Source organism: Actinomadura roseirufa (assembly GCF_900659635.1).
In the GTDB taxonomy this organism is placed as follows: domain Bacteria; phylum Actinomycetota; class Actinomycetes; order Streptosporangiales; family Streptosporangiaceae; genus Spirillospora; species Spirillospora roseirufa.
This window is the reverse complement of the sequence record NZ_CAACVB010000489.1, coordinates 1-2,905: the sequence shown is the minus strand read 5'-3', so window position 1 is coordinate 2,905 and position 2,905 is coordinate 1. Positions and strand designations below refer to the sequence as shown.

Sequence of the window (2,905 nt, the reverse complement as noted above, 5' to 3'; positions counted from 1 at the left end):
GGCGGTGACCGGCGCCCACGCCGCACGCGCCGTCCGGCGGAGCCGGGCGGCCGGGGCGGCGAGGCGAGCGGCGCCGCCCCCTTGATCCAAAACAGCCCAATTCGGCAACGCCGAGCATGTGTTCATGTGCCTTGCAAACAAGATCCAGACTCGTACGCTCGTATCCTGGGCGGTCCTGCCGGGCGCCCCCGGCGTGCGCTCTCGTCCAAGTCCGCCGTTAGCACCCGCGTGCGGAGGACATCGTCCGCCGCGTGTTGCTAACCCTCGTAGGAGCGATGAGGACATGTTCAGCGATGCAGCGAAAGAGCGGTACGGCATGTTGCGAACCCTCGTAGGGGCGATGAGGACGACGGCGGCTACGCCGTGCGGAACTCGCGCTTCCCGTTGCAAACCCTCGTAGAGGCGATGAGGGCCCCAGGGTAAAGCCCTGGCTGGATGCCTTGTGGACGAGCGTACATGGAGTGCGATTGCAGCGAGCCTCCGGTTGTGCACGACCCCCCGGCGTGTCACTGAAACGATCATGACTCATCTCGACAGCAGGCACATTCGTAGCATCTCAGAGAGCCAGTCAACCGTGTTGGGCTCCTTGCCGCGAGTGGTGGCCTGGGACGGCGGGACCATAGCGGGCACCCTTGAAGACAGGTTCTCACCCAGCAGATGCCGTCCGTCGCGGCTGTTGGGGGCACATCGTAGGCGCAGGCGGTTCGATCGTAGGGTGGGCGGCATGATCCGGGCTGTGGTGTTCGATGTCGGTGAGTGTCTGGTGGATGAGACTCGGGAGTATGGGACGTGGGCTGATTGGCTGGGGGTGCCTCGGCATGCGTTTTCGGCGATGTTCGGTGCGGTGATCGCGCGGGGGCTGGACTATCGGGAGACGTTCCAGGTGTTTGCGCCGGGGTTTGATCTGACGCGGCAGCGTGAGGCGCGGGCTGAGGTGGGGCGGCCTGAGACGTTCGGTGAGGACGATCTGTATCCGGATGCTCGTCCGGCGCTGGCGGAGTTGCGTGGGGCTGGACTGTGGGTGGGGATCGCGGGGAATCAGACGGTGCGGGCCGGCGGGACCTTGCGGTCGTTGGGGCTGCCGAGTGACATGATCGCGACGTCGGATGACTGGGGTGTGTCCAAGCCGGATCCCAAGTTCTTCCACTGTGTGGTGGAGGCGGCGCCGTGTGAGGCGGGCGAGATCTTGTACGTGGGTGGTCGGCTGGACAACGACATCATGCCTGCGGCTGGGGTGGGGTTGCGGACGGCGCTGGTCCGGCGGGGGTCCGTGGGGGATTATTCAGCAGGACGACCCGGAAGCCGGCCGTGTTCCGACGATGCGGATTGATTCGCTGGCCGAGCTTCCGGGCCGTGTCGCCCGGTTCAACGCTGAAGGGCGCTGAGGGTTGTTTGCCATCCGTACAGGCGGTCATCGAGGCGGCGGACAGTTGGGGAGTCGGCCCAGGGTTCGAGCGCGCGGCGGACGCGGTGGACGCGTTCCATGCCGGTCGCGTACCAGGTGATCGCCAGCTGGTCCAAGGCTTGTTCGGCGTAGGTGCAGGCGGCGTCGGGGTTGCGCTGGGCGATCTTGACGGCGGCCAGGTCGGCGAGGATCACCGATCGTTGCTTGGCGTTGGTGTCGCCCATGGCCTCCAGGACGCCGCGCAAAGTGTCGTGAGCCTGGGCGGGCTGCCCGGCTTTGAGTTGGGTGTCGCCTTTGAAGGAGGCCAGGCTGACCGGTGAGAACCAGTTGAACCACTCCGGTGCGGCGTGCTCGCTGCCTTCCGTCAGGAGGGTTTCGGCGTGGTTGATCAGGCGTAGGGCCTCGCGCGGGTGACCGCATCGGGTTTCGCATTCGGCTTCGACTGCGTCCAGCCATGCCCAGAACTCGGCCGTTGTGGGGCCGCGGCGTGCGTAGGTGCGGGCGGCTCGGATGCGCTCTAGGTATCGGCAAGAACGGATCGGGCACGTAGCGGGCACGCACGCGGAAACCAGTGTGAGGAACACGAACGCTCAGGTAGGGGAAAGTGGCCATCTACCTGGGCGTTTGTGATGAGAGCGGGCGACGGGAATCGAACCCGCGTAGCCAGTTTGGAAGACTGGGGCTCTACCATTGAGCTACGCCCGCCTGACGGGAGGGCAGGGCCCTCTGTCGCCATGCGTAGCGTACAGGCTTTCGCGGTCCGGTGCGCATGTCGGGTCAGACGCGGCGGACGGGGCTGATCGGCACTACACTTCTCGCGTCACCGTGTTCGGCGGGCTGTAGCGCAGCTTGGTAGCGCACCGGCTTTGGGTGCCGGGGGCCGTGGGTTCAAATCCCGCCAGCCCGACGCAGGTCAGCCCCGTTCCTCGCCCCGTTGGGGTGAGGAACGGGGGCTGGGATCAGCAGACGATCTTGGGGTCTGTGTCCCTGACCCGACGACACGTGTGCACGGGTACTCGACGGCCAAGGCGTTGACCAGAGGCCGGTCCCGCCGCGCTCGTCCCCGTCCTTGGGGTGCGGGGCAACTCCTGATCTCTCTGTGAACTGGTAGCGCCCTGTCTGAGCGGTGATCCCGACCGGGTCTGGGCCGGCGCGTGTGCCGTCATCGCCAGGTGGACGCCGCCGAATGGCACTGCCGGTCGCTGTAGCCGGAGCGGTTCGTTCGCCCACCGGGGTTGCTGAAGATTTCCTGGGTGTCCGAGCCCGGCGCTGGGCGCGTGTGGCGGTGCCTCGCCTGCTGCGAGGCCGCCGCGCCGCCGTCGGTCACCGCCCGTGACCGTGGCGTGGATGCGGCGTCCGGCTTCGCCTTCGATCTTCCGGCCACTGGCACCGAGAGCGCCCTAGAGGGTGTCTGAAAAGGGTCAGGGCGGGGCATGTTGCCTGATGCCGCGCCCTGAGTGTGGAGACGATGGTGGCCGGGCGTTCCCCCTACCCGACCGA

At 67.1% G+C, this 2,905-nt stretch carries 2 protein-coding genes and 2 tRNA genes; 2 read left to right on the top strand and 2 right to left on the bottom strand.

Annotated elements, in window-relative coordinates; translation table 11 throughout:
• The first annotated feature begins 724 nt into the window (after positions 1–724).
• Entirely contained in the window at positions 725–1,330 is a 606-nt protein-coding gene (locus E1291_RS40620) for an HAD family hydrolase (RefSeq protein ID WP_242614685.1), read from the top strand.
• A gap of 35 nt (positions 1,331–1,365) precedes the next feature.
• On the opposite strand, the gene E1291_RS40615 is transcribed toward E1291_RS40620, so the two are convergent.
• A complete protein-coding gene (locus E1291_RS40615; protein ID WP_131743350.1) occupies positions 1,366–1,989 on the bottom strand; it encodes an NsdA family TPR-like regulatory protein in 624 nt (207 codons plus the stop codon).
• A 50-nt stretch (positions 1,990–2,039) separates the two neighbouring features.
• Positions 2,040–2,110 (bottom strand) — tRNA-Gly (locus E1291_RS40610).
• Between the two features lie 128 nt (positions 2,111–2,238).
• Between E1291_RS40610 and E1291_RS40605 the strand changes: the two genes are divergently transcribed.
• A tRNA-Pro gene (locus E1291_RS40605) sits at positions 2,239–2,312 on the top strand.
• Positions 2,313–2,905: the final 593 nt, after the last annotated feature.

Coding starts and splice junctions, on each gene's coding strand:
- E1291_RS40620 (WP_242614685.1), top strand. CDS start 725: ATGATCCGGGCTGTGGTGTTCGATGTCGGTGAGTGTCTGGTGGATGAG.